We start from the raw sequence: 24894 nt of genomic DNA on the forward strand, positions 1-24894 counted from the left end.
GGTGACCAGATTGCCGGCCCGCCGGCGGTGATCACACGGTGACGGCGCTGACGTCCGGCGTGTGTTCGCGCCGCCGGCCGACGTAGGTCAGCCACAGGCCCATGGCGGTCAGCAGCGGGAAGAAGATGCGGGCAGCCATGGCCAGCCCGCGCAGCGCCACGAACCAACCGAACAGGGAGATGAGTGCCGCCGTGACGCGGTACCAGTACTGGTGGAACGCGATCACGATCAGACCCATCATCAGCATCACCGCGCAGGCTGTGGTCGCCGACGACAGCCTCGACGCAGTCGCCAGCTGCATGCCTATTTCGGCGCGTCGGCCGCCTGGAAGGCCGACAACCCGGAGATCGTGGCCGTCCTGGTCAACCTGTGGCGGGACGAGAACGCGCTGTTCCGTCAGAAGCCGGCCAAGGAATCCATGCGCACGCGGTCGCGGCCGAGGGCGACGGATCCAGTGGTGTCGAGGCCGGCGGTCCGCGCGCGCAGCGGGTGGTCGGCGCATAGCCGGTCACACCACGTCGGCCCGGCTCGGATCGGTGATGCCGGTGCCGATCAGCCCGAGCATCTGCGCGATGTGCAGATTTTGCCGCACGGTCACCGCGCGCTTGTCCACCGTTGCGGTGAACCACCCCGTAAGCTCGTTAGCGTGCAGCGACGAATCATGGGTATCGAGACGGAATTCGGTGTGACCTGCACGTTCCATGGCCATCGCCGGCTCAGCCCCGACGAGGTTGCCCGCTATCTGTTCCGGCGGGTGGTGTCGTGGGGCCGCAGTTCCAACGTGTTCCTGCGCAACGGTGCGCGGTTGTATCTCGACGTGGGCAGCCACCCCGAGTACGCGACCGCCGAATGCGACAACCTGACCCAGCTGGTCACCCACGATCGCGCCGGCGAGCGCGTCCTGGAAGACCTGCTGATCGATGCCGAGCAGCGGCTCGCCGACGAGGGCATCGGCGGGGACATCTACCTGTTCAAGAACAACACGGATTCGGCGGGCAACTCCTACGGCTGCCACGAGAACTACCTGATCGTGCGGGCCGGTGAGTTCTCCCGGATCTCCGATGTGCTGCTTCCGTTCCTGGTCACCCGCCAGCTCATCTGCGGTGCGGGCAAGGTGCTGCAGACGCCCAAGGCCGCCACCTACTGCCTGAGCCAGCGTGCCGAGCACATCTGGGAGGGCGTCTCCAGCGCGACGACCCGGTCACGTCCGATCATCAACACCCGCGACGAGCCGCACGCCGACGCCGAGAAATACCGTCGGCTGCACGTCATCGTCGGTGACTCGAACATGTGCGAGGCCACCACGATGCTCAAGGTGGGTACCGCCTCGCTGGTGCTGGAGATGATCGAGGCCGGCGTCCCGTTCCGCGACTTCTCCCTCGACAACCCGATCCGGGCCATCCGCGAGGTGAGCCACGACCTCACCGGGCGGCGCCCGGTCCGGCTGGCCGGCGGGCGGCAGGCCAGCGCACTGGATATCCAGCGCGAGTACTACAGCCGGGCCGTGGAGTATTTGCAGACCCGTGAGCCGAGCAGCCAGATAGAGCAGGTGGTCGATCTGTGGGGCCGCCAACTGGACGCGGTCGAGAGCCAGGACTTCGCCAAGGTCGACACCGAGATCGACTGGGTGATCAAGCGCAAGCTGTTCCAGCGCTACCAGGATCGCTACAACATGGAGCTGTCGGACCCGAAGATCAGCCAGCTGGATCTGGCCTACCACGACATCAAGCGTGGTCGCGGGGTCTTCGACCTGCTGCAGCGCAAAGGACTGGCCGCTCGCATCACCACCGACGAGGACATCGACGCCGCGGTCGACACCCCGCCGCAGACCACCCGAGCCAAGCTACGCGGCGAGTTCATCAGCGCCGCACAGGAAGCGGGCCGGGACTTCACCGTCGACTGGGTGCACCTCAAGCTCAACGATCAAGCCCAACGCACCGTGCTGTGCAAGGATCCGTTCCGGTCGGTCGATGAGCGGGTCAAGCGCCTGATCGCCAGCATGTGAGCTCTAAGCTTTCATCTCGTGGCGGTATCCAAAGTCGAGCGGTTGATGAACCTTGTCATCGCCCTGCTGTCCACCGATCGTTTTCTGCCGGCAGAAAAGATCCGCAAGATCGTCCAGGGCTACGACGACAGCGCCAGTGACGAGGCGTTCTCGCGAATGTTCGAGCGCGACAAGAACGAATTGCGCGATCTGGGAATTCCGCTGGAGACCGGCCGGGTGTCGAAGTTCGATCCCACCGAGGGGTATCGGATCAACCGCGAGGCGTACGCGCTTCCGGCCGTCGAGCTGACCACCGACGAGGCCGCTGCCGTCGCGGTGGCCACGCAGCTGTGGCAGTCACCGGAGTTGATCACCGCGACCCAGGGGGCGGTGCTCAAGTTGCGGGCGGCCGGTGTGGACGTCGAGGGTGGTGATCCGGCGGTCGCGATCACCACCACCGCGGTGTTACCCGGCATCCGGGGTTCGGAGAAGGTGCTGGGAACCTTGCTGTCGGCCATCGACACCGGCCGGGTGGTGCAGTTCGACCATCGCTATTCGCGCAGCGATCCCTACACCACGCGCACCGTCGAACCGTGGGGAGTGGTGACGCATCGGGGTCGTTGGTACCTCGTAGGTCATGACCGGCTCCGTGACGACACCCGTACCTTCCGGCTGTCCCGGCTCGGTGAGGCGGTCGCCGCGATCGGCGAGGCCGGTGCCGTGCAGAAACCCGACGGCGTCAACCTGCGCGAGGTCGTCGAGCGCGTCGTTGCCGAGTCGCCGACCGGGGAGCAGGCCCGGGTCTGGGTGGCTGACGGGCGGGCCACCGCCTTGCGGCGCCAGGCCACCGCGACCCAGGCGCGAACGCTGGCCGGTCGCACCGGGGAGGAGATCACCGTCGACGTCGGGGGATACGACAGATTGGCCAGAGAGATCGCGAGTTACGGGGCCGACGCCGTGGCGCTGGCACCGCAATCGCTGCGCGAGGACGTGTTGGTGCGGTTGCGGGCGCAGGCGGGCCGCGCATGAGCCAGGTGTCGACCCGGCTGGTCCGGATGCTGAACATGGTGCCGTACTTCCAGTCGAACCCGAAGGTCACGCGCGCGGAGGCGGCCGGGGCGCTGGGGGTGACCCCCAAGCAGCTCGACGACGACCTACGGCAGTTGTGGATGTGTGGGCTGCCCGGATACAGCCCCGGCGATCTCATCGACTTCGATTTCGAGGGTGACACCGTCGAAGTCACGTTCAGTGCCGGCGTGGATCGCCCGCTGCGGTTGACCTCTACCGAGGCCACCGGCATCTTGGTCGCGTTGCGGGCTTTGGTCGATGTGCCCGGCATGGTCGATCCGGAGGCCGCACGCAGCGCGATCGCCAAGATCGAATCCGCCGCCGGCAGCAAGCTGGCGGCCGTCGACGAGCCGGCGCCGTCCGAGAGCGTCGCCGCCGCTGCCGTGCGGGCTGCGGTGCGCGACGGGCGGGCGGTGACACTGGAGTACTACTCGGCGTCGCGGGACTCGTTGAGCCGTCGCACTGTCGATCCGATCCGGGTCGCACTCGTGGGCGACAACAGCTATCTGGAGGCGTGGTGCCGCACTGCCGAGGCGGTGCGGTTGTTCCGTTTCGACCGCATCGTCGACGCACAGGTGCTCGACGAGGCGTCGGAACCGCCGCCACCGGCGGTGCAGGCCGGCCCCGACACGTCATTGTTCGACGCCGATCCGGCGCTGCCGTCGGCCAGCCTGCTGGTTGATGCGACTGCGGCGTGGGTGTTCGACTATTACCCGCTGCGGGTGGTCAACGAACTGCCCGGCGGAGCCTTCGAAGCGGCGATGACCTACGCCTCCGACGAGTGGATGGCCAGGTTCGTCCTCGGTTTCGGCTCGGCGGTCACGGTGTTGGCCCCGCAGTCGTTGGCGCAGCGCGTGCGTGACGCGGCCGCTGAGGCGCTGCGTGTCTACGACGCCGACGACGCACGCGGGTAGACTCGGCACGGACGTCTGGAGGTAACCAAATTGGGTGGTCTACAACCCTGGCACTGGGTCATTGTCATCGCGGTGTTCGTGCTGCTTTTCGGCGCCAAGAAGCTGCCGGATGCCGCGCGGTCGCTGGGCAAGTCGATGAGGATCTTCAAGTCGGAGATCAAGGAGATGCAGTCGGATTCCTCCTCCTCGGCCGAGGCCCCGCCGGCCAAGCCGATCGCCTCCGAGCGGGTCGACGCTCCGGCTCCCGAGCAGTCTCCGGACCGCCACACGGCCTGACCGGTCCGGCACCTCATCGCGGCCATCGCCCGCGATGGACGTGCCGTGTCTACGACCAGGCCGCTAGAACACGCCCGTGACCTCCGGATTCATCAAGAAACTCGATCCCCGTCGCCGCCGTTCCCGGGTCAATCCCGACGGCACGATGTCGTTGGTCGACCACCTACACGAGCTGCGCAATCGTCTGTTGATCAGCGTGCTCGCCGTTGTCCTGACGACAATCTTCGGCTTCCTCTGGTACACCAACGGCTTTTTCGGCCTGAACAGTCTGGGGGAATGGCTGCGCGGCCCGTACTGCGCGCTACCTGACTCGGCGCGGGCGACCATCGCACCCGACGGTGAATGCCGACTACTGGCCACCGGCCCGTTCGACCAGTTCATGCTGCGCCTGAAGGTGGCGCTGGCCACCGGGTTGGTGCTGGCCTGCCCGGTATGGCTCTACCAGTTGTGGGCGTTCATCACCCCAGGCTTGTACAAGAAGGAACGCCGCTTCGCGATGGCGTTCGTCGGTGTCGGCGCGGTGCTGTTCATCGCGGGTGCCATCCTGGCCTACGTGGTCCTGGCGACCGCGCTGGGCTTCCTGCTCACGGTCGGCAGCGATGTGCAGGTCACCGCGCTGTCGGGTGAGCAATACTTCGGGTTCTTGATCAACCTGTTGCTGGTGTTCGGCATCAGCTTCGAGTTCCCACTTCTGATCATCATGCTCAACCTGGTCGGCATGCTCAGCTATGAGCGGCTCAAGGTCTGGCGCCGCGGACTGATCTTCGGCCTGTTCGTGTTCGCGGCGTTCGCCACGCCGGGCTCTGACCCGTTCACCATGCTGGCGCTGGCCTGCGCGCTCAGCCTCCTGCTCGAGTTCGCCATCCAGATCGCGCGGGTCAACGACAAACGCAAGGCCCGGCGCGCGGCGCTGGAGGTGCCCGAGGATGAGGCCGCGCCGATCCCGACGGCGGAATCGATTGGACGGCCCGAACCGGTGACAGAGCCGGATTTGGGGGCGGCAAGGATCGACATCGACGACGATGCCACCTGATTCGGGTGACCGACCCGGCGTTGAGCTGACCAGGTTCACCGCCGAATATCCGTTCGCCCTCGACGATTTCCAGCTGCGAGCGTGCCGCGCACTGGAAAACGGCCACGGCGTATTGGTGTGCGCACCGACCGGGGCCGGCAAGACGGTGGTCGGTGAGTTCGCGGTGCACCTGGCGCTGGCGGCGGGCGGCAAATGCTTCTACACCACACCGATCAAGGCGCTGAGCAACCAGAAGCACAACGATCTGGTGGCTCGCTACGGCGCGGAAAAGATCGGGCTGCTCACCGGCGACCAGTCGGTCAACGGTGACGCCGACATCGTGGTGATGACCACCGAAGTGCTGCGCAACATGTTGTATGCGAATTCGCCTGCACTGCAAGGACTTTCCTATGTGGTGATGGATGAGGTGCATTTCCTGGCCGACCGGATGCGCGGTGCGGTGTGGGAAGAGGTCATCCTGCACCTGCCCGAGGACGTGCTGCTGGTCAGCCTGTCGGCGACAGTCAGCAATGCCGAGGAGTTCGGCGGCTGGATCCAGACCGTCCGCGGCGACACCACCGTCGTCGTCGACGAACACCGGCCGGTGCCACTGTCGCAGCACATGCTGGTCGGCCGTCGGCTGTTCGACCTGTTCGAGGGCACCCACAGCTCGCTCGTCGACCCGGAGCTGTTGCGTCACATCAGCCATCGCCGCGAGGCCGATCGACTGGCCGACTGGCAACCGCGCGGGCGGGGCCGTGGACGTGGCACCGGAGGCCGCCCGCACCTGTACCGCCCGCCCAGCCGGCCCGACGTCATCGCCACCCTCGACGCCGCTGGGCTGCTGCCCGCCATCACTTTCGTGTTCTCGCGTGCCGGTTGCGATGCGGCGGTCCAACAGTGCCTGCGGGCGCCGCTGCGGCTGACCACCGACGAAGAGCGCGCCCGGATCGCCGATATCGTCGAGCGTCGCTGCGCCGACCTGGCCGAATCCGATCTCATCGTCCTCGATTACCACCAGTGGCGCGAAGGCCTGCTGCGCGGGCTGGCCGCCCACCACGCCGGCATGCTTCCGGTGTTCCGGCACACCGTGGAAGAGCTGTTCACCGCAGGCCTGGTCAAGGCGGTGTTCGCCACCGAGACCCTGGCACTCGGCATCAACATGCCCGCCCGCACCGTGGTACTCGAGCGGCTGGTGAAGTTCAACGGCGAGCAGCATGTCCCGTTGACGCCGGGGGAGTACACACAGCTGACCGGGCGCGCAGGCCGCCGCGGCATCGACGTCGAAGGTCATGCCGTGGTGCTGTGGCGGCCCGACGACAGCAACGCCGAACCCGCCGAGGTCGCCGGGCTGGCCTCCACCCGAACCTTTCCGCTGCGCAGCTCGTTCGCCCCGAGTTACAACATGACCATCAACCTGGTGCAGCAGATGGGTCCCGAACAGGCCCACAAACTGCTGGAGCGTTCCTTCGCCCAGTACCAGGCGGACCGGTCGGTGGTCGGGTTGGTGCGGGGGATCGCGCGCGGCGAGCGGATGATGGGCGAGCTGGCCGCCGAACTCGGTGGGGCCGACGAGCGCTCGCGCGAGGAGCCGTGGACTGAGCCGCCCATCCTTCAATACGTCCGGTTGCGGACCAAGATCGGTGAACGCGAACGCGCGCAGTCGCGGGCATCGAGGCTGCAGCGGCGCAGGGCCGCCACCGACGCCTTGGCCGCGTTGCGGCGCGGCGACATCATCACCATCACCCACGGCCGCCGCGGCGGACTGGCAGTGGTGCTGGAACCTGCCCAACGCGACAGCGACGATCCCCGGCCGCTGGTGCTCACCGAACATCGTTGGGCCGGCCGGATTTCGTCAGCCGACTACTCGGGGGCCTCGGCCCCGCTGGGAACGATGACCCTGCCCAAGCGCGTCGAACATCGGCAGCCCCGCGTACGCCGGGACCTGGCTTCGGCGTTGCGGTCGGCCGCCGCCGAACTTTCGGTGCCTTCCAAGCGCGCGACCCGGGGCGCCCCGGCCCCGGAACGAGATGTCGACCCCGAGCTTGCCGGACTGCGTGAACAGCTGCGCAGTCACCCGGCGCACCAACTACCGGACCGTGAGGCTCAGGCCAGGATCGCCGAACGCTATCTGCGCATCGAGCGCGACAACGCCCAGATCCAGCAGAAGGTGAACGCGGCGACGAACTCGCTGGCACGCACCTTCGACCGGATCGTGGCGCTGCTCAGCGAACGCGGCTTCGTCGGAGTGCACAACGAGGGCGAATCCAAGCCGGATCTCAAGGTCACCGATGCCGGCCGGTTGCTGGCCCGCATCTACAGCGAGAGCGACCTGTTGGTGGCCGAGTGTCTGCGTGCCGGGGTGTGGGACGGTTTGCAGCCCGCCGAACTGGCAGGCGTGCTGTCCGCTGTGCTCTTCGAATCGCGCGGGGACACCGCGGGCGGCACCGTGGGAGTCGACATTCCCACCGCGGGCCTGCGCCGCGCACTGGCCCAGACCCGGCGAGTGTCGGCGGACCTGCGAGGTGACGAACAGCGGCACCGGTTGGCTCCCGGCCGCGAACCCGACGAGGGTTTCGTCACCGCGGTCTATCGCTGGGCTACCACCGGTGACCTGGGCGCCGCGCTCGCGGCCTCCGATGTCGGCGGTTCAGGTTCGGCGCTGTCGGCCGGCGATTTCGTCCGGTGGTGCCGGCAGGTACTCGATCTGCTCGACCAGGTGCGCAACGCCGCGCCCACGCCCGCGCTGCGCAATACCGCGAAACGCGCCGTCAACGATGTTCGTCGCGGCGTTGTTGCTGTTGATGCGGGGTAGGGTGTTTTTGGCTACACCCGAACAGGATCAAGGAGAACCATGAGCGGACCGCAGGGACCTGACCAGGGACAGCAATGGCCCGGTCAGCAGCCTGAGCCCGGAGGGGACCAGGCGCAGGGTGCCGAGGCGTGGCAACCGCCCACCCCCGCATCCGAGGACCCCACGCCTCAAGCTCCGGCCTGGCAGCCGCCGGCATACACGCCGCAGCAGTATCCGTCGTACCAACCGCCTGCCCAAGGCGTGCAGCAGCCGGATTACTCGCAGCCCCAGCAGCCGCAGTACCCGGGAACCGAGCAGTACGGCCAGCAGGCGTACCCGGCTCCGGGCCAGCCGCAGTACGGCCAGGTTCCGGGCTACGGTCAGCAGCCGCAGTACGGCCAACCCGGCCAGCCCCCGCAGTTCGGTCAGCCGGGGCCATACGGCCAGCCGGGCCCGTACGGCACTCCCGGCCAGTTCGGGCAATACGGTATGCCGGGTGCCGAGGCGGGCTCCAAGCGCTCGCTGGCGATGGTCGGCGGCATCGTCGGCGGCCTGGTGGGTCTCTTGCTGGTCATCCTCGCGGTGACCGCGTTCTGGCTGCCGGGCTGGGCGATGACGACCAAGCTCGACATCAACAAGGCACAGAGCGGCGTCGAGCAGATCCTGACCGACAAGACCAATGGCTACGGCGCGACGAAGGTCACCGGCGTCAAGTGCAACGACGGTGAGAACCCGACGGTCAAGAAGGATTCGACCTTCGACTGCGAGGTCACCATCGACGGCACCAAGCGCAAGGTCACGGTGACGTTCAAGGACGACAAGGGCACCTACGAGGTCGGTCGACCCCGGTAGCCCTGCGGTCCCGCCGCCGGGCTAGGGGTTGGGCAGTAGGTCCAGGGCCGACTGCAACCGGCTGATCGAGGAGGCCACCCCGTACGCCGCGGCAAGTTCGGCGACCCGCGCCGGGTCCTTGGCGGCCAGCGGCAGCGCATCGGTCGCACCGGACAGTGTCACCGGCGCATCCGTGGCCACCCGGACCACCGGTTCGGCGGCGGCCACGTAGTCGGCGGCGGCCAGCAGTTTGGCCCGGTGCGCTTTGGACAGTGACGATTTCGGGTCCTCGGCGGCCGCCTGGATACCCCGCAGCGAGCCGTGTTGGGCCAGCAGCGTCGCGGCCGTCTTCTCGCCGATCCCGGGCACCCCGGGCAGTCCGTCGGACGGGTCACCGCGCAGCAGGGCCAGCTCGGCATATGCCGGCCCGGCCCGGTCGACGGGCACACCGTAGGTCTCGGAGACCTCCGCCGGGCCGAACTTCGTCGCCTTGGCCAGTCCACGGCCGATGTAGAGCACACGCACGGCAGGCGCCGGCTCGTCGCGCACCAGTTGCAGTAGGTCACGGTCCCCGCTGACGACCACCACCGGATCGTGCTGCTCGCGCGTGGCCAGCGTGCCGAGCACGTCGTCGGCTTCGAACCCGGGCGCCCCGGCGGTCACGATGCCGAACGCGTCGAGCAAATCCATGATCATCTCGACCTGGGGGGTGAGGTCGTCGGGAACCTCTTCGACATCGGGGAGTCCGTCAGGCTGGGGTTGCTCCACCCGATGTGCCTTGTACGACGGCACCAGGTCGACCCGCCACTGCGGCCGCCAGTCATCGTCGCGGCACACCACCAGCCGACGCGGCCGCTCCCGGGTGACCAACGTGGCGATCGAGTCCAGGAATCCGCGTACCGCGTTCACCGGTCTGCCGTCGGGTGCCTTGATCGACGACGGCACACCGAAGTACGAGCGGAACCACATGCTGGCACCGTCGAGCAGCAGAACCGGGTCGTTCACTGGATCCTCCCGAACACATATGAGGCAGCGGTGACGGCTTTGTTGCCGGCACCCTCGTCGTACAAGGTGGCCCGCACCGCCATGGTGCCGCTCGCACCAGCCAGCAGCTGCGTGTCGACACGGAACGGTCCGGCCTTGCCGCGCGCCAGAAACATTACGTGAGACGAAATACCTTGCAGCGCATCGGTATCAGAGGCGGCAACCGCTGCCTTCATTGCGGCAGTTTCCAGGATCACGAACTGCGGGCCGATGTGCAGCGCCGCGTCCGGCGAGGCCATTTCGACCGCCAGTTCCGGCAGCGCCCAATGCCCGTCAGATCGCTTCTGGCCGCCGAACACCTGCCACAACGACGGCAGGTCGGGCCCGTCGATGATGTCGATCGGGTCGACCGGCATCTTCTCCAGCCCTTCCGGGGGCGTGCCGATCGAGATGCCCTGCCCCTCGGTGAGCGCAATGACCCGCTCCGGGTTGTCGGCGTCGACGATCACCGACCGGCTGTAGGCCAGCTGCCTGCCTTGCTTGAGTACCTCGGTGTCGACCCGGATGCGCGCGACATCCGCGGCCGGGTCCAGCACCTGGCAGGAGTGGATGACCGGGTTGGGTACGGCCTCCAGATCGCTCACGCCACCGCTGTCCGGCGACGAGATGCCCAGCACGGCCAGCAGCACACCGCCTGCCGGGTTGCGCATGTCGCGGCGCAACGTCACCGTGTCGTCGACCGGACCCAGGTCCATGGAGGAATACGAGCGCCCGAGGTAGCGGTAACTCAACAGGCCGCCCCAACGCCTGCGCAGCTCAGCGGCATACGCCTCCGGATCGTCGGTGAGATCCCGGATATCGCGCAACATTCCAGCGACAGTAGTAGACGGGCACCGATTAGCCTCGATGCCATGACCGTCAGCCGATTCAGCACCGATGTCTACGCCCACCGACTTTCCGCAGCCGCCGCAGCCGCGGGTGAGGCCGGTTTGGCCGGGTTGGTCATCAGCCCCGGCTACGACCTGCGGTACCTGGTCGGCTCCCGTGCGCAGACCTTCGAGCGGTTGACGGCGCTGGTGTTGCCCGCGAAGGGGGACCCCACCATCGTTGTGCCGCGCCTGGAGTTGGCTGCGCTGCGTGAGTCGGCCGCCACCGAACTGGGTGTGGCGGTGCGGGATTGGGTGGACGGCGAGAATCCATACCAGATGGTGGTCGATGCGCTCGGCGGACCCGGTGCCGCGGTCGCGGTGACCGACGCCATGCCCGCGCTGCACCTGCTGCCCCTGGCTGACCTGCTCGGCGTGGTTCCGGTGCTGGCCACCGACGTGCTGCGCCGCCTGCGGATGATCAAAGACCCCGCCGAGGTCGACGCGCTGCGCAAGGCCGGCGCGGCGATCGACCGCGTGCACGCCCGGGTTCCGGAGTTCCTGGTGGCCGGCCGCACCGAAGCCGACGTGGCCGCCGACATCGCAGAAGTCATTGTCGCCGAAGGACATTCAGAGGTGGCGTTCATCATCGTCGGCTCGGGTCCCAACGGTGCCGATCCCCACCACGAATGCTCCGACCGCGAGCTGAGCGCCGGGGACATCGTGGTCGTCGACATCGGCGGCCCGTACGAGCCCGGCTACAACTCCGACTCGACCCGCACCTACTCGATCGGTGAGCCCGATCCCGAGGTGGCGCGTCGCTATGCGGTGCTGCAGCGCGCCCAGCAGGCGGCCGTTGCCGCCGTGCGTCCCGGCGTGACCGCCGAACAGATCGACGCCGCCGCCCGCGACGTGTTGGCCGCCGAGGGACTGGCCGAGGCGTTCGTCCACCGCACCGGGCACGGGATCGGGCTGTCGGTGCACGAGGAGCCCTACATCGTGGCCGGCAACGATCTCCCGCTGGAGGCCGGGATGGCGTTCAGCGTGGAGCCCGGCGTGTACTTCCCTGGCCAGTGGGGCGCCCGGATCGAGGACATCGTCGTGGTCACCGCCGACGGTGCGGAGTCGGTCAACAACCAGCCGCACGATCTCGTCGTGGTGCCGGTGAGTTAGCCCTCGCTGCGGTCCAGCAGCTCCGAGGACCCCAGCACGCGCTCGATGCGTACCTCGATCACCACGCGACGGGGGTTCACCCGCGGGGTGCGGTAGCGCTGGGCGTAGCGCAGCTCGGCGTCACGGACGGCGTCGGGCTCGCTGCTCACCGTCGACTTGCCCTCCAGCGACAGCCAGCGTGCCCCGTCGACCTGGCTGAGCACCGCGATGCCGCGCTCATGCGCATTCACGGCTTTCTGCGAGCCGCCGTTGGTGATGACCCGCGCGATGTGCGTCTTGGGATCGAAGGTGAACCCCACTGCCACGACGTGCGGGGAATTGTCCGAGCGCAGCGTCGTGAGCATCGCCAGGTGACGTTCGGTGAGGAACGCCAGCGCCTCGTTGGTGAGCTTGGTGGTTGCCTTGCCACGAGATGTAGCCATCGGGGTCCACGCTAGCGCAGGACATAATCGCTGCCATGGATGACACGGCTGGCACGGATCCCCGTGTCGTGGTGATTTTCGGTGGCCGCAGCGAGATCGGTGTCGAACTCGCGGCCCGGCTCGCCTCCGAAGCGGTTGTCGTGCTGGCCGCGCGCCGCACCGATCAGCTCGTCGAGCAGGTCGCGGCGGTGCGGGCGGCCGGTGCCGCCGCCGTCCACACCACCGAGTTCGACGCCGACGACGTTGCCGGCCACGCCCACGTCGTCGACGCGATCGAGGCCGCACACGGACCCATCGACACCGCGGTGCTGGCCTTCGGGGTGCTGGGAGATCAGGACCGGGCCGAGGTCGACGCCGCCCATGCTGTGGCCGTCGTACACACCGACTACGTGGCCCAGGTCGGCCTGCTCACCGTGCTGGCCCAGCGCATGCGTGCCCGGGACCGAGGCCGGCTGGTGGTGTTCTCCTCGATCGCCGGGGCCAGGGCCCGACGCGCCAACTACGTCTACGGTTCGGCCAAATCAGGCCTGGACGCATTCGCCACCGGGCTGACCGATGCCCTGCACGGAACCGGGGTGCAGCTGCTGATCGTGCGGCCCGGATTTGTGATCGGCCGGATGACCGAGGGCATGGACCCGGCACCGTTCTCCAGCACACCCGCTCAAGTGGCCGACGCCACGGCCAAGGCCTTGCGCAAGGGCAAGCACGCGGTGTGGGTGCCGTGGGTGATCCGGCCGATGATCTTCGTGACCCGGTTCGTGCCACGGCCGATCTGGCGCAGGATGCCGCGGTGATGAGCGCGCGCGCGAAGATCAGACCGCAGATGAGCGGGACCATCACCGTCGTCGGCATCGGGGCCGACGGGATGGCCGGGTTGTCGCAGACCTCACGCGACGAACTGGCACGTGCCGTCGTCGTGTACGGCGCTCCGCGACAGTTGCAACTGCTCGACGACAGTGTGACGCGCGACCGCCGGGAGTGGCCGTCTCCGATGCTTCCTGCCCTGCCGGAGCTTTTCGGTGACACCGACGTACACGTGGTGGCCAGCGGCGACCCGCTGCTGCACGGCATCGGCGCGACGCTGATCCGATTGTTCGGTGCGCAGCGGGTGCGGGTGCTGCCGCATGTGTCGAGTGTGGCGCTGGCTTGCGCCCGGATGGCCTGGACGGTGCCCGACACCGAAGTGATCAGCCTGGTCACCGCCGTGCCGCACACCGCGGTGCGCCGTGGTGGGCGCGCGATCGTGCTGTCCCGCGACGCTCAGACCCCGGCAACGCTGGCCCGGCTGCTGAACGAATCCGGTAGGGGCGACTCGGAATTGACCGTGCTGGAGCAGCTGGGCGGTGCGGGGGAGCGGCGCCACGACGGCACCGCCCGGGACTGGGCGACGGCACCACCGACAGGCATCGACGACCTCAACGTGGTCGCGGTGACATACCGTCCCGATGAACGCCGGGCGCAGGCCCTCCCCGATGACGCATTCGCCCACGACGGGCAGCTGACCAAGCAGTACATCCGGGCGGTCACGCTGGCCGCGCTGGGGCCGCGGCCAGGGGAACTGCTGTGGGATGTCGGCTCCGGTTCGGGCAGCATCGCCATCGAATGGTCACGCAGCGCCCCGGGTTGCTCGGCGGTGGCGTTCGAACGCGATGTGCAGCGGCGCGACCGAATCCTGAGCAACGTCACGGCGTTCGGGGTCCGGGTGGACGTCCGCGGCGGCGCGCCCGAATCCCTTGACGGTGCGCCGGAACCCGCGGCGATCTTCGTCGGCGGAGGCGCGACCCAGCCCGGTTTGCTGCAGGCCTGCTTTGAGCGTCTGTCCTCAGGCGGGCGACTGGTCGTCAATGCGGTCACGTTGGAATCAGAAGCAGTTGTGGCGCAATGGTATTCGAAGGAAGGCGGCGAGGTGCGGCGTTATCAGCACTACCAGGGCGGTGCCATTGGTGGATTCACGGGTTGGCGTCCAGCCCTTCCGGTCACGCAGTGGGCGGTGGTCAAGCGATGACGGTGTACTTCATCGGAGCCGGCCCGGGAGCCGCCGACCTCATCACCGTGCGTGGTGCGAAACTCGTCGGCCGCTGTCCGGTGTGCCTGTACGCCGGGTCGATCATGCCCGACGATCTACTGGCGCTGTGCCCGTCCGACGCCAAGGTCGTCGACACCGGACCGTTGAATCTCGACCAGATCATCGACGAGTTGGTCGCCGCGGACAACGCGGGTCTGGACGTGGCGCGGCTGCATTCCGGTGACCCGTCGATCTACAGTGCGCTGGCCGAGCAGTGCCGTCGCCTGGACGAGCTGGACATCGAATACGAGATCGTCCCGGGCGTACCGGCATTCGCCGCAGTGGCCGCTGCGCTGGGCCGCGAGCTCACCGTCCCCGGCGTGGCCCAGACCGTCACCCTGTCGCGGGTGGCGACGCTGTCCACCGCGATGCCCGAGGGGGAGGACCTGCGTACGCTGTCGGCGCCGGGAGCGACGTTGGTGCTGCATTTGGCCGCCGCCCAGATCGACAACATCGTCCCGCAACTCATCGACGGTGGATATCTTCCCGAAACCCCTTGCGCTGTGGTCGCATTCGCCAGCTGGCCGCAGGAGATCGTGTTGCGCGGCACGCTGGCCGACATCGCCGAGAAGATGCGTGCCGCCTCGGTGACCAAAACCGCGGTGATCGTCGTCGGCGACGTGCTTGCCGCCCAGGGATTCTCCGACAGCTACCTGTACTCGTCCGGGCGACGCCGCGGAGCCACCCACTGATGAAAGTCCTGCTGCTCGGTGGCACCGGTGAGGCCCGCGCGCTGGCCGCGGCCCTGCATCCGCAGGTCGAGGTGATCAGCTCGCTGGCCGGGCGGGTTCCGGATCCGGCGCTGCCGGTCGGGCCGGTGCGTATCGGCGGGTTCGGCGGAGTGGACGGCATGCGGCAGTGGCTGCAAGATGCCGCGGTGGACGCAGTTGTCGATGCCACCCACCCCTTCGCGGCCACCATCACCGCACATGCGGCGCAGGTGTGCGCCGAACTCGGTCTGCCGCACTTGATCTTGGCCCGGCCGGCCTGGTCGCCGGGTACCGCGATGGTCGTGGCATCGGACACCGAAGCCGCCGAAACCGTGGCGGACAGAGGCTATTCACGGGTGTTTCTGACCACCGGACGTTCCGGTACCCGGGCCTTCAAAGACGTCGAAGCCTGGTTCCTGATCCGTGCGGTCACTGCGCCGGATCCAGACACGCTGCCTGCCGATCACCAACTGCTGCTGTCGCGTGGCCCGTACGACTACGGCGGAGAGCTCGCCTTGCTGCGCGAGCACCGGATCGACGCGTTGGTGACCAAGAACAGCGGCGGCGCCATGACCGAGCCCAAGCTGCGGGCCGCCGAGGCAGCGGGGGTGCCGGTGGTGATGGTGGACCGACCGCCACTACCGCCAGGCGCTCACGCGGTAGCCACGGTCGAGGAGGCGGTGGGCTGGGTCAGACGCTGATCAGATCGAGCGTGCCCAGCTCTCGGATCGCCTGACACCCGCGTCGGGCCATCACCACCATCATGTCGTCTCCGCGCTCGGTGGAGCTGGCGAAAGCGGTGCCGAGCACGGTGATCAGCGGCGCCTGCAGCATGCCCAGCCGGTAATCCTGCCAACAGGTTTCGCGATCGTATCCGGTGACGCCATGCGACACCAGCCGGTCATGGTAGGCCGTCACCAGGTCGGCTTCGGCGGCGGCCCGGACGGTCGGATCCAGGCTGGTCGCGGTGAAATACGACAGGTCGCGGGCGGGCAGACCGGATCCGAGGGTCTGCCAGTCCACCACGGTGATCCGGGTGCGGTCGGGGTCGAACAGCATGTTGTCCAGGCGGTAATCGCCGTGCAGGATGGCGAACCGGTCCGGTTCGGCCAGCAGCCACGGGGTGACCACCGACATCGCCGCCCGCATGGTGTCGTGGTCCTCGGCGTCCAGCCGCGCGCCGATCTTGTCCAGGGTGATGTCGGTCGCCATCTTGGCGACATCACCGAATCCTTTGGCGGAGTCGGGTTCCGGCTTGGGCATCGCGATACCGGGGAAGTTCGCCCACTGCGGGTCGGCCCAGGTCGGCCCGTGCAGATCGGCGAGTGCCAGGACGGCCAACGTGGCTTCCTCCGGTGTGCACCCGGCGATCTGATCGCCTTGTTCGGCGGGCGCCATGTCCGCCAGGAGCAGCACGAAATCTGTTCCGTCACCATCGATCTCACAGTGGTGGCAGCGCGGCACCGGAATCTGAACGTGATCGGCCACCTTGGTGTAGAAGGCGTGCTCCGAACGGTAGCCGATGGTGACGCGGTCACGGACGGTGTCGTCCTGCGACGGTAGCTTGATCGCGAATGTCTGTGGAAGTCCGGTGTTCTCGCGGTAGGTGACCGACACCCGATAGGTGGCACCGGTCTGGCCCGTGCCGATGGGCGCGCTCTGCGCCGAATCCACCTCGGCGCCAAGGATCTGCGACAACCACGCGGCGGTTACCTCGGCGGGTGTGCTCGGAATGGACTTGGGGATCGACCCCGCCGCGGTCATCGAACTGTCCCGTAGATCGATCCCATCCACATTGCCTCAGCACCTTCCGATAGTTGTTGTCGTGACAGCGGCCCACCCAGGATGAACCGTTCCACAAGACGGTCGTTGAATTCGATGAGCAGGCTCGCGAGCACCACCGGGTCGGCGCCGTCGGGCGCACGTCCTGCGGTCCGCTCGTCGGCGATCACCGCTGAGACAGTGGGAACAAAGGACTCGCGCGCCTGGTCCCACAGATCGCGGATGGCCACACTGGAGCCACGCGCCTCCAACATGGCCTGCACCAGGTAGCGATGATCCTCGGCCGTCTGCAGCACGGCCTCGATGGTGTCGCGGATGCGGTTACGTGGTGGACGGGCGGCATCGGCCAGGATGTGGTTGGCGGCGAACAACGCGTCGTACATGGGCTCGAGCAGTGCTGCGACGGCGGCCGCCTTGTTCTCGAAATAGAAATAGAACGCTGAGCGGCCCACCCCGGCCTGACGAGCCACCTCGGCGATGTTCAGCGCGTCGAACCCGGTTCGCCGTAGGTGTTCGTTGAGCGCCTCCAGGATTGCGGTACGACGCTGATCACTGCGTTGGGGTTGACGCCGGTCAAGGGGCGACCGCGCGGGTGCACCCTGTGGTGCCGTAGGCATGCTGGCCGGCCCTCCCATTTTCAACGGGTGTGACGCCGGACACTATCGACCCGTCTGACAACTGTCAACAAAAATCGACGCGAGTCAGTGCGTGGCCGTCTCAGCCGGGGTACTGGCGCGGCGTGAACACCCGGTCCTCGGTGGTGTCGCCGGCAGCCGAACCCGTGTACCACTGCGTCTGCGACGAGCCGATGATCAGCATCGTGCGCATGTCCACCTGCGTCGGATCCAGGTCTGCCAGCCGCACCACGGTCACCCGCTCACCCGGGCCGGGGTGCGCACCGGAGACGGCGCGGGCGATGACCACCGGGGTGCTCGGATCCCGGTACTCGAGTAGCAGTTCGCGCATGGCGCCCACCTGCCAGGTCCGGCTCCTGGAGGCCGGGTTGTAGATCGCCAGCGCCAGATCGGCTTTGGCCGCCGCGGTGAGACGCTCGACGATCACCTCCCAGGGCTTGAGGCGGTCCGACAGCGAGATCACGGCGTAGTCATGGCCGAGCGGGGCGCCCACCCGGCTTGCGACGGCCTGAGCCGCCGTCATCGCGGGAACCACCCGGACCTGGACGCCGGGCCACTGCTTGGCCTCTTCGAGCACCGCGGTGGCCATCGCGAACACACCCGGATCACCGGAAGACACCACGGCGACCGTCCGGCCCTCCTGAGCCAGCTTGCAGGCCAGCTGAGCGCGGGCCGGCTCGTCGGTGTTGTCGCTGGGGTGGTGGTGCTGCCCGGCGCGGGCCCCGACGCGGTCGAGATAAGGGCCGTAGCCGATCAGGTCGGTGGCCGCGGCGAGTTCGCGGCGGCTCTGCGGGGTCATCCAGTCCGAGTCGCCCGGGCCCAGGCCGACCACCACCACGCTGCCCTGCGGCGAGGTGGACCGGGGCCGGCCGGGAACCATGGCCAGCGAGAAGTACGGCACCTTGATGTCCGCGCCGCCTTCACTGCCCACCTCGCCGGCCGGCGAGACTCGCTGCCGATCCGTGCTGGCACGCTCGACGTAGTAGGCCTCGTCCAGCCGACCGGTCGACTCGAGGGCTTCTCGCACCCGGGTGTAGGACCGGCCGAGCTTGAGCACGACGGCCGCATCGGTGTCGGCCAAGCGCCGTTCCAGCTCCGCCGTGGGCAGCGTGCCGGGCAGGATCGTCAGCACGTCGTCGCCCTGCACCAGTGGGGTGCCCGTGGCGGCCGAGGCCGCGCTCACCGAGGTGACACCGGGGACGATGACGGCGTCGAACCGCTCCGTGAGCCGGGTGTGCATGTGCATGTAGGAGCTGTAGAACAGGGGATCGCCCTCGGCCAGCAGGGCCACGTCGCGGCCGGCCTCCAGGTGCGCGGCGATGCGCTCGGCGGCGGCGGCGTAGAAATCCTCCATCGCGCCGACGTAGCCGCCCGGATGGTCGGTGGTCTCGGTGGTCACCGGATAGACCAGATGCTCTTCGATCTGGTCCTCGCGCAGGTAGGGCGCGGCGATGCCCCTGGCGATGCTGTGCCCGTGCTTGGCGCTGTGATACGCCACCACGTCAGCCGCACCGATCAGCCGGGCCGCCTTGACCGTGACGAGCTCCGGATCGCCCGGGCCGAGCCCGACGCCGTACAGGGTTCCGCGGTTGATCGACTCGGTGTTCACTCGCGCTCACTTGCAATCGAATTGACGGCGGCCGCGGCCATGGCGCTGCCACCGCGCCGGCCGGTCACCACCAGATATGACATCCCACGCGGACGCTCGATCAGTTCCTGCTTGGACTGCGCGGACCCGACGAATCCGACCGGCCCGCCCAACACCGCGGCCGGTACGGGCGCACCCTCGTCGAGCAGCTCCAGCAGCCGGAACAGGGCGGTCGGCGCATTGCCGATCGCGACCACCGCGCCGCCGAGGCGCTCGGCCCACAGATCGACCGCGGCTGCCGAGCGGGTGAACCCCAACTTCGCCGCCAACTCCGGGGCACGCGGATCGGCCACCAGCGAGACGACCTCGTTGTCGGCAGGTAATCGCGAGCGGGTGATCCCGGCCGCGACCATCGACGAGTCGCACAGCACCGGGGCGCCCGCGGCGAGTGCGGCATGCGCCCTGGCCACCACGTCTTCGGTGTAGGAGACATGATCGGCGACGTCGACCTGGCCGCAAGTGTGGATCAGGCGCACCACCACCCGCGACACATCGTCGGGGAAGCGCGACAGGTTCGCCTCGGCGCGGATCGTCGCGAACGACTGCCGGTAGATCTCGGCGGCGTCACGGATGTAGTCGAGCACCCGCATACCCTACGGGGGCGCGATACGCAGCCGGTATCCGTCCTCACCCGCGATCAGGACCTCCCCGCCGGGAGGGCTGCCGCAGGCCCGCTCACAGCCCACGAAATGCCGGTGCGCGTCCGTGGGGGCGTTGACCGCCTCAGCAGCATCGGCGCGCACATCGGCGGCGGACTTGGCGCATCCGGGGCTGCCGGTGCAGGCGCTGATCCGCAGCCACGGCGAGTTCTCGTCGAACACCAGTCCCAGCGGTGCCAGCACGCGCAGCGCGGTGTCCGCGACCCCCTCCGGCACGTCGCACACCAGGACCGAGCGCCATGGGGTGATCACCAGCGGAGCCTCGACGGCGGCCAGGAAGCGGGCCACCCGGGCCTGCAGCACCCCCAGTGGCAGCGCGGCCCCGAGTGCGACGTCGCCATCGCGTTGCTCGATCCAGCCCACCGGCGGGGTCATCGTCGCCGGCCAGGTGGCGCCGGCCGGTGCGGCGGCGGTCAGGCCCTCCAGCAGCGCTGAATGATCGTCAAGTTCGGTTATGCGCCAGGCTTTTCCACGTATTTCGGTGAATCTTCTGGCGATCTCGATCAGGGTGGCCACCACGTCACCGGCATCCAGTCGCACCCCGGTGTCGCGCCCGGCCAGCAGGAGAGCGAATGTGCCGTCATCGTGGGCGTGCACCCCGGCGTCGGCATCGATTCCGGACATGTCGCCGCGGCCGTCGTCCAGGCTGAACCAGAATCTGCCCGGCAAGGACGCCAGTGCCTCGTCGGCCTGGATGGCGTGGTCGAGGTCGACGACGAGGGGACGGACATCGCTGACGCCACCCGAGCGCCCGGACAGGGGCGAGGCGACGATGTTGCGGGCGCGCTCATGGGTCGGTGAGGGCAGCAGGCCCGCTGCCGTCAACGCCGTGGCGGCCCCGTCGGTATCGGTCACCGCGCGGATCTGGATGTTGCCTCGAGAGGTCAGTTCCATTGCGGGAGAGCCGAACTGCTCGGCCACCTGGGCCAGTGTCGTCAGCTGGGCCGAGGTGACCATCCCGCCGGGGAGGCGGACCCGCACGAGGGCGCCGTCGGCGGCCTGGTGCACCGTCAGTGCACCAGGGCAGGCGTCCTGGTCTCGGGTCCTGGTCATCTCGCCCGCCATCTTACTTTCGGGGATGGATGTGACATCGGTCACTGACTCGGAAACCTGTTCGGTCGCTTACAGATCGGCGATTTCGACCGGCTGAGGACGTACCGTTTACGGGGATTCCCGGAACCGCCGGTACCGGGAACATTGGAAGCAACACCCAAACCTCTGGCGGAAGGAGCGATCCATGCTTGCCTTCGGTGCATTCGCCGCATTCGTCCTTGTGCTCGTCGCAACGGCGGGCTCGCCGTACCGGCAGTCTTGGCACGACCGTTTCGGTGAGACCCAGCCCTGACCCTGATGACCTCGGACCGCACCGACTGCCCCGATCGGGCAGTCCGTGCGGTACGAATGGGGGGTGTTTGCTCCCACCGTCCTGCTGCTGTCGACCTCGGACACCGACCTGATCACTGCCCGCGCCAGCGGGGCCCGGTACCGCTGGGCCAACCCGTCGCGGCTGATCGACGGTGAACTCGAGGAGTTGCTCGAGGGCGCCGACATCGCGGTGATCCGGATCCTCGGTGGCTACCGCGCCTGGCAGGACGGCATCGACAGTGTGGTGGCCAGCGGGGTACCGACGGTCGTGGTCAGCGGTGAGCAGTCGCCGGACGCCGAACTGATGGGGCATTCCACCGCCCCGCAGGGTGCCGCCCTGCAGACGCACATCTACCTGGCCCAGGGCGGGGTCGACAATCTGGCGAACCTGCACTCGTTCCTGTCCGACACCCTGCTGATGACCGGGTTCGGATTCGCGGCCCCGGTGACCACGCCGAATTGGGGAGTGCTGGAGCGGCCCACTGCCACCGTGCCGGATGGGCCGACCATCGCGGTGCTCTACTACCGCGCCCAGCAACTGGCCGGGAACACCGCCTACGTCGAGGCGTTGTGCGACGCCGTCGAGCAGGCCGGAGGGCGCGCGTTGCCGGTGTTCTGCGCTTCCCTGCGTACCGCCGAACCCGAGCTCCTCGAGCTGCTCGGCACCGCCGATGCACTCGTCACCACCGTTCTCGCCGCCGGCGGTGCAACCCCGGCAGCGGTGGGTGCGGGAGGCAACGACGATTCCTGGAACGTCGCTCACCTTGCCGCACTGGACATTCCGATCCTGCAGGGACTGTGCCTGACCAGTTCGCGGGACCAATGGTCGGACAACGACGACGGGATGTCGCCGCTGGACGTCGCCACCCAGGTGGCCGTTCCCGAGTTCGACGGCCGCATCATCACCGTGCCGTTCTCGTTCAAGGAGATCGACTCCGAAGGGCTGATCTCCTACGTCGCCGATCCCGAGCGCTGTGCCCGGGTGGCCGGCCTGGCCGTGCGCCACGCCCGGCTGCGCGCCATCCCGGCTGCCGAAAAACGTGTGGCCGTCGTGTTCTCGGCCTACCCCACCAAGCATGCCCGCATCGGAAATGCCGTCGGCCTGGACACACCGGCCAGCGCTGTGGCGCTGCTGCGCGCCATGCGCGACGCCGGCTACGACATCGGCGAGGCAGCCGGCTCCGGCGACCTCGCCGAAATCGGCGGCTCCGGCGACCTCGCCACAATTGTCGCCTCCGGCGACGGTGACGCCCTGATCCACTCACTCATCGAACGCGGCGGGCAGGACCCGGACTGGCTGACCGACGAAGCGCTGGCCGCCAATCCGATTCGGGTGTCGGCAAAGGACTACCGGGCCTGGTTCGCGACGCTGCCCGCCGAGCTCGCCGATGCCATCGTCGAGCACTGGGGTCCGCCACCGGGCGAGCTCTTCGTGGACCGCAGCCGCGATCCCGACGGCGAGATCGTCATCGCGGCAATCCAATCCGGCAACGTGGTGCTGATCGTCCAGCCGCCCCGCGGCTTCGGCGAGAACCCGGTAGCGATCTACCATGACCCCGACCTGCCGCCCAGCCACCACTATCTGGCCGCTTACCGCTGGCTGGATTCGTCGTTTCCCGGTTCGTTCGGTGCGCACGTGCTGGTACACCTGGGCAAGCACGGCAACCTGGAATGGTTGCCCGGCAAGACCCTCGGCATGAGTGCGGCCTGCGGCACCGACGCGGCGCTCGGCGACCTGCCGCTGATCTACCCCTTCCTGGTCAACGACCCGGGGGAGGGCACCCAGGCCAAGCGCCGGGCCCACGCCACCCTGATCGACCACCTCATCCCGCCGATGGCGCGCGCAGAAACCTACGGCGACATCGCCAAACTGGAACAGCTGCTCGACGAGCACTCCACGGTCTCGGCACTGGACCCCGGCAAGCTTCCGGCCATCCGCCAGCAGATCTGGACGTTGATGCGCGCCGCCAAGATGGACCACGACCTGGGCTTGGAGGATCGTCCCGACGAGGACTCCTTCGACGACATGCTGCTGCACGTCGACGGCTGGCTGTGCGAGATCAAGGATGTCCAGATCCGTGACGGTCTGCACGTCCTGGGACAGAAGCCCACCGGCGAAGGCGAACTGGACCTGGTGCTGGCCATCCTGCGGGCCCGCCAGTTGTTCGGCGGCGAGCAAACCGTTCCCGGGTTGCGGCAGGCGCTCGGACTCACCGAGGACGGCAGCGATGACCGCTCAGCCGTTGACGCGGCCGAGGCCGGCGCCCGCGAACTGGTCTCGGCACTGCAGGAAACCGGTTGGGATGCCGGCACAGTCGACACGATCACCGACAACCCGGAGGTGGCCCGGATCCTGCGGTTCGCCGCCACCGAGGTGGTGCCGCGACTGGCCGGTACCGCGGGCGAGATCGACCAGGTGTTGCGTGCCCTGGCCGGTGGTTTCATCGCCTCCGGGCCGTCCGGGTCGCCACTGCGCGGCCTGGTCAACGTGCTGCCCACCGGGCGAAACTTCTACTCGGTGGATCCCAAGGCGGTCCCGTCCCGGCTGGCCTGGGAAACCGGTGTGGCGATGGCGGATTCGTTGTTGGAGCGCTACCGGACCGATTACGGCCGCTGGCCGCAGTCCGTCGGCCTTTCGGTATGGGGCACCTCTGCCATGCGCACCGCCGGTGACGACATCGCCGAAGTGCTGGCCCTGCTCGGGGTGCGGCCGGTGTGGGATGACGCCTCGCGCCGCGTGGTCAACCTGGAGCCGATCGAGTTGTCCGAGCTCGGCCGTCCGCGTATCGACGTCACGGTGCGGATCTCCGGGTTCTTCCGTGACGCCTTCCCACACGTGGTCACCATGCTCGACGATGCGGTGGCCTTGGTGGCGGGCCTCGACGAGTCGGCCGAAGACAACTACGTGCGTGCCCACTCCCAGGCCGACCTGGCCGACCACGGTGACCAGAGGCGTGCCACCACAAGGATTTTCGGATCCAAGCCGGGGACCTACGGGGCGGGCCTGTTGCAGCTGATCGACAGCCGCAACTGGCGTGACGACGCCGACCTGGCCGAGGTGTACACCGCCTGGGGCGGATTCGCCTACGGTCGTGGACTCGACGGCGCACCCGCCGCCGACGACATGAACCGGGCGTACCGGCGAATCGCGGTGGCGGCCAAGAACACCGATACGCGCGAACACGACATCGCCGACTCCGACGACTATTTCCAGTATCACGGCGGCATGGTGGCCACCGTGCGGGCATTGACCGGGCAGGCCCCGGCGGCCTACATCGGAGACAACACCCGCCCCGACGCGGTCCGCACCCGCACGCTGTCGGAGGAGACCAACCGCGTCTTCCGGGCCCGCGTGGTCAACCCGCGCTGGATCACCGCGATGCGCAGGCACGGCTACAAGGGTGCGTTCGAGATGGCGGCCACGGTCGACTACCTGTTCGGCTACGACGCCACCGCGCACGTGATGGCCGACTGGATGTACGAACGGCTCTCGGCCGAATACGTGCTCGACGACGAGAACCGAAAGTTCATGTCCGAGTCCAATCCGTGGGCGTTGCACGGCATGGCAGAGCGATTGCTGGAGGCCGCGGGCCGGGGCATGTGGGCCCAGCCCGAGCCGGCCACGTTGGACGGGCTGCGCCAGGTGCTGCTGGAAACCGAAGGTGAGCTGGAAGGCTGAGTGCGGCCGAGGACAGTAGATTGAGTC

At 68.3% G+C, this 24894-nt stretch carries 22 protein-coding genes; 13 read left to right on the forward strand and 9 right to left on the reverse strand.

Going from position 1 to position 24894, the window contains the following annotated elements:
• Positions 1–31 precede the first annotated feature (31 nt).
• Complete coding sequence (locus E0T84_RS07380) at positions 32–301, reverse strand: hypothetical protein (RefSeq protein WP_249383588.1); 270 nt, start codon at positions 299–301, stop codon at positions 32–34.
• Positions 302–646: 345 nt separating this feature from the next.
• Between E0T84_RS07380 and pafA the strand changes: the two genes are divergently transcribed.
• From pafA to E0T84_RS07415, 7 genes are all read left to right on the forward strand, one after another.
• Entirely contained in the window at positions 647–2005 is a 1359-nt protein-coding gene (pafA, locus tag E0T84_RS07385) for a Pup--protein ligase (RefSeq protein ID WP_138744126.1), read from the forward strand.
• Positions 2006–2023: 18 nt separating this feature from the next.
• Positions 2024–3013 carry a YafY family protein gene (locus E0T84_RS07390; RefSeq protein WP_138744127.1) on the forward strand — a complete coding sequence of 330 codons (990 nt, stop codon included), beginning with the start codon at positions 2024–2026 and terminating at the stop codon, positions 3011–3013.
• A complete protein-coding gene (locus E0T84_RS07395; protein WP_138744128.1) occupies positions 3010–3966 on the forward strand; it encodes a YafY family protein in 957 nt (318 codons plus the stop codon). Before E0T84_RS07390 ends, E0T84_RS07395 begins: the two co-directional genes overlap by 4 nt.
• Before the next feature lie 30 nt (positions 3967–3996).
• The gene (tatA, locus tag E0T84_RS07400; RefSeq protein WP_070188734.1) at positions 3997–4242 is read left to right on the forward strand and encodes a Sec-independent protein translocase subunit TatA; all 246 of its coding nucleotides are present in this window, start codon (positions 3997–3999) and stop codon (positions 4240–4242) included.
• Between the two features lie 76 nt (positions 4243–4318).
• A complete protein-coding gene (tatC, locus tag E0T84_RS07405) occupies positions 4319–5275 on the forward strand; it encodes a twin-arginine translocase subunit TatC (protein ID WP_138744129.1) in 957 nt (318 codons plus the stop codon).
• A complete protein-coding gene (locus tag E0T84_RS07410; RefSeq protein WP_138744130.1) occupies positions 5265–8069 on the forward strand; it encodes an RNA helicase in 2805 nt (934 codons plus the stop codon). The genes tatC and E0T84_RS07410 overlap by 11 nt, the downstream gene beginning before the upstream one ends.
• A 39-nt stretch (positions 8070–8108) precedes the next feature.
• The gene (locus E0T84_RS07415; RefSeq protein WP_138744131.1) at positions 8109–8900 is read left to right on the forward strand and encodes a DUF4333 domain-containing protein; all 792 of its coding nucleotides are present in this window, start codon (positions 8109–8111) and stop codon (positions 8898–8900) included.
• Between the two features lie 21 nt (positions 8901–8921).
• Here the strand turns inward: E0T84_RS07415 and E0T84_RS07420 are convergent, their stop codons facing one another.
• Together E0T84_RS07420 and E0T84_RS07425 are read right to left on the reverse strand one after the other, a co-directional pair.
• Entirely contained in the window at positions 8922–9884 is a 963-nt protein-coding gene (locus E0T84_RS07420) for a 5'-3' exonuclease (RefSeq protein WP_138744132.1), read from the reverse strand.
• The gene (locus tag E0T84_RS07425) at positions 9881–10732 is read right to left on the reverse strand and encodes a hypothetical protein (RefSeq protein ID WP_138744133.1); all 852 of its coding nucleotides are present in this window, start codon (positions 10730–10732) and stop codon (positions 9881–9883) included. The genes E0T84_RS07420 and E0T84_RS07425 overlap by 4 nt, the downstream gene beginning before the upstream one ends.
• Positions 10733–10774: 42 nt before the next feature.
• Between E0T84_RS07425 and E0T84_RS07430 the strand changes: the two genes are divergently transcribed.
• Positions 10775–11902, forward strand: coding sequence for a Xaa-Pro peptidase family protein (locus E0T84_RS07430; protein ID WP_138744134.1), 1128 nt, complete (start codon positions 10775–10777; stop codon positions 11900–11902).
• On the opposite strand, the gene E0T84_RS07435 is transcribed toward E0T84_RS07430, so the two are convergent.
• Complete coding sequence (locus tag E0T84_RS07435) at positions 11899–12324, reverse strand: F420-dependent biliverdin reductase (protein WP_070188740.1); 426 nt, start codon at positions 12322–12324, stop codon at positions 11899–11901. The two genes, E0T84_RS07430 and E0T84_RS07435, sit on opposite strands and share 4 nt — an antisense overlap.
• A 35-nt stretch (positions 12325–12359) precedes the next feature.
• Between E0T84_RS07435 and E0T84_RS07440 the strand changes: the two genes are divergently transcribed.
• The 4 genes from E0T84_RS07440 to E0T84_RS07455 are packed head-to-tail and all read left to right on the forward strand — an operon-like array spanning position 12360 to position 15800.
• The gene (locus E0T84_RS07440; RefSeq protein WP_138744135.1) at positions 12360–13118 is read left to right on the forward strand and encodes an SDR family NAD(P)-dependent oxidoreductase; all 759 of its coding nucleotides are present in this window, start codon (positions 12360–12362) and stop codon (positions 13116–13118) included.
• Between the two features lie 29 nt (positions 13119–13147).
• Positions 13148–14329, forward strand: coding sequence for a precorrin-6y C5,15-methyltransferase (decarboxylating) subunit CbiE (gene cbiE, locus E0T84_RS07445; protein ID WP_138744166.1), 1182 nt, complete (start codon positions 13148–13150; stop codon positions 14327–14329).
• Positions 14326–15081, forward strand: coding sequence for a precorrin-4 C(11)-methyltransferase (gene cobM / locus E0T84_RS07450; protein ID WP_138744136.1), 756 nt, complete (start codon positions 14326–14328; stop codon positions 15079–15081). The genes cbiE and cobM overlap by 4 nt, the downstream gene beginning before the upstream one ends.
• The gene (locus tag E0T84_RS07455; protein WP_138744137.1) at positions 15081–15800 is read left to right on the forward strand and encodes a cobalt-precorrin-6A reductase; all 720 of its coding nucleotides are present in this window, start codon (positions 15081–15083) and stop codon (positions 15798–15800) included. Before cobM ends, E0T84_RS07455 begins: the two co-directional genes overlap by 1 nt.
• Here the strand turns inward: E0T84_RS07455 and E0T84_RS07460 are convergent.
• The 5 genes from E0T84_RS07460 to cobG form a co-directional block, all read right to left on the reverse strand.
• The gene (locus E0T84_RS07460; RefSeq protein ID WP_070188744.1) at positions 15790–16863 is read right to left on the reverse strand and encodes a phosphotransferase family protein; all 1074 of its coding nucleotides are present in this window, start codon (positions 16861–16863) and stop codon (positions 15790–15792) included. The genes E0T84_RS07455 and E0T84_RS07460 overlap by 11 nt on opposite strands.
• Positions 16860–17498, reverse strand: a complete 639-nt coding sequence (locus E0T84_RS07465) for a TetR/AcrR family transcriptional regulator (RefSeq protein ID WP_070188771.1) — start codon at positions 17496–17498, stop codon at positions 16860–16862. The genes E0T84_RS07460 and E0T84_RS07465 overlap by 4 nt, the downstream gene beginning before the upstream one ends.
• A gap of 100 nt (positions 17499–17598) precedes the next feature.
• Positions 17599–19110 carry a precorrin-2 C(20)-methyltransferase gene (locus tag E0T84_RS07470; protein ID WP_138744167.1) on the reverse strand — a complete coding sequence of 504 codons (1512 nt, stop codon included), beginning with the start codon at positions 19108–19110 and terminating at the stop codon, positions 17599–17601.
• An 11-nt stretch (positions 19111–19121) separates the two neighbouring features.
• Positions 19122–19748, reverse strand: a complete 627-nt coding sequence (locus E0T84_RS07475; RefSeq protein ID WP_070188772.1) for a precorrin-8X methylmutase — start codon at positions 19746–19748, stop codon at positions 19122–19124.
• A gap of 9 nt (positions 19749–19757) precedes the next feature.
• On the reverse strand, positions 19758–20876 hold the full coding sequence (gene cobG, locus E0T84_RS07480) for a precorrin-3B synthase (protein WP_138744138.1): 1119 nt from the start codon (positions 20874–20876) through the stop codon (positions 19758–19760).
• Positions 20877–21231: 355 nt separating this feature from the next.
• Between cobG and cobN the strand changes: the two genes are divergently transcribed.
• Complete coding sequence (gene cobN, locus E0T84_RS07485) at positions 21232–24867, forward strand: cobaltochelatase subunit CobN (protein WP_171054936.1); 3636 nt, start codon at positions 21232–21234, stop codon at positions 24865–24867.
• Positions 24868–24894 lie beyond the last annotated feature (27 nt).

The sequence above is a fragment of the Mycobacterium sp. DBP42 genome (assembly GCF_005924235.1).
GTDB classification, from domain to species: domain Bacteria; phylum Actinomycetota; class Actinomycetes; order Mycobacteriales; family Mycobacteriaceae; genus Mycobacterium; species Mycobacterium syngnathidarum.

Coding starts and splice junctions, on each gene's coding strand:
- E0T84_RS07465 (WP_070188771.1), bottom strand. CDS start 17,498: ATGCCTACGGCACCACAGGGTGCACCCGCGCGGTCGCCCCTTGACCGG.
- cbiE (WP_138744166.1), top strand. CDS start 13,148: ATGAGCGGGACCATCACCGTCGTCGGCATCGGGGCCGACGGGATGGCC.
- cobG (WP_138744138.1), bottom strand. CDS start 20,876: ATGACCAGGACCCGAGACCAGGACGCCTGCCCTGGTGCACTGACGGTG.
- E0T84_RS07415 (WP_138744131.1), top strand. CDS start 8,109: ATGAGCGGACCGCAGGGACCTGACCAGGGACAGCAATGGCCCGGTCAG.
- E0T84_RS07380 (WP_249383588.1), bottom strand. CDS start 301: ATGCAGCTGGCGACTGCGTCGAGGCTGTCGTCGGCGACCACAGCCTGC.
- E0T84_RS07395 (WP_138744128.1), top strand. CDS start 3,010: ATGAGCCAGGTGTCGACCCGGCTGGTCCGGATGCTGAACATGGTGCCG.
- E0T84_RS07435 (WP_070188740.1), bottom strand. CDS start 12,324: ATGGCTACATCTCGTGGCAAGGCAACCACCAAGCTCACCAACGAGGCG.
- E0T84_RS07460 (WP_070188744.1), bottom strand. CDS start 16,863: ATGACCGCGGCGGGGTCGATCCCCAAGTCCATTCCGAGCACACCCGCC.
- E0T84_RS07410 (WP_138744130.1), top strand. CDS start 5,265: ATGCCACCTGATTCGGGTGACCGACCCGGCGTTGAGCTGACCAGGTTC.
- E0T84_RS07430 (WP_138744134.1), top strand. CDS start 10,775: ATGACCGTCAGCCGATTCAGCACCGATGTCTACGCCCACCGACTTTCC.
- E0T84_RS07440 (WP_138744135.1), top strand. CDS start 12,360: ATGGATGACACGGCTGGCACGGATCCCCGTGTCGTGGTGATTTTCGGT.
- cobM (WP_138744136.1), top strand. CDS start 14,326: ATGACGGTGTACTTCATCGGAGCCGGCCCGGGAGCCGCCGACCTCATC.
- E0T84_RS07455 (WP_138744137.1), top strand. CDS start 15,081: ATGAAAGTCCTGCTGCTCGGTGGCACCGGTGAGGCCCGCGCGCTGGCC.
- E0T84_RS07425 (WP_138744133.1), bottom strand. CDS start 10,732: ATGTTGCGCGATATCCGGGATCTCACCGACGATCCGGAGGCGTATGCC.